This window comes from Mesorhizobium sp. M7A.F.Ca.US.014.04.1.1 (assembly GCF_003998745.1).
GTDB lineage: Bacteria > Pseudomonadota > Alphaproteobacteria > Rhizobiales > Rhizobiaceae > Mesorhizobium > Mesorhizobium ciceri.
The window spans coordinates 1-651 of sequence record NZ_RZRW01001309.1 but is presented as its reverse complement, the minus strand read 5'-3'; the positions used below and the strand labels follow the sequence as shown (position 1 = coordinate 651).

General features: G+C 64.7%; 1 protein-coding gene. It reads right to left on the bottom strand.

Going from position 1 to position 651, the window contains the following annotated elements:
- Nucleotides 1–364, bottom strand: a 364-nt coding sequence (locus EOA22_RS36245) for a DUF4347 domain-containing protein (RefSeq protein WP_127390745.1), incomplete at its 3' end; no start/stop codon positions are given.
- Nucleotides 365–651: the final 287 nt, after the last annotated feature.

The window sequence follows — 651 nt, the reverse complement described above, 5'->3', positions numbered from 1 at the left end:
CCTCTCCCAGATCCGCCCCGAAGGTCTCGCCCGCCTCCCCCGACGCCGTCTCGCAGCTCCACAGCCGCAGCTCGCCGTCTGTGGCAAGCGCCCGGCCGATTGCGGCAAGATCCTCGGCCTCTTCCTGCAATGTAGCAGATGACCACTCCCCTGCTGTGAAGCCGACACGCCCAGACCCACCATGTGCAATGACGTGCACCGCTTCGAGCCCTGCGTGCCCCGCGAGCGCGGCAGCGATCTGCCGCGCCGCCGGTCGGCGGCCGTTGAGCACAATCGCTTGAACCTCGGGTCCCCCGCTGCCGAGAATTGCCTGGAGGTCGGAAACTGAAGGATCGACAAAAAGAACTTCAGAGGCACGGGCCATGACTGGCTCCTGTTGGCTTCGAACTCAATTCACCGGCAGCCACTCACTGGCCTAGCCGGCAAGTACTGCGACTAGAGAGATTTACCTCCCGGACGGCCCGACGGCGCCGTGGGGACGTTCCACCACTGGCGTCTCGACGCGGAGGAAGTTGGCGACCTGGAAGTTCCCGCCTTCATCAAACGTCCCAATGGCAAGCGAGCCGGCGGTGCTTGGGACTTTGACGGTGAGGGCGACAGCGAGGCTTCGCTTGACGGCTCTGGGAAGAACGACCTGACCGACAATAGCGC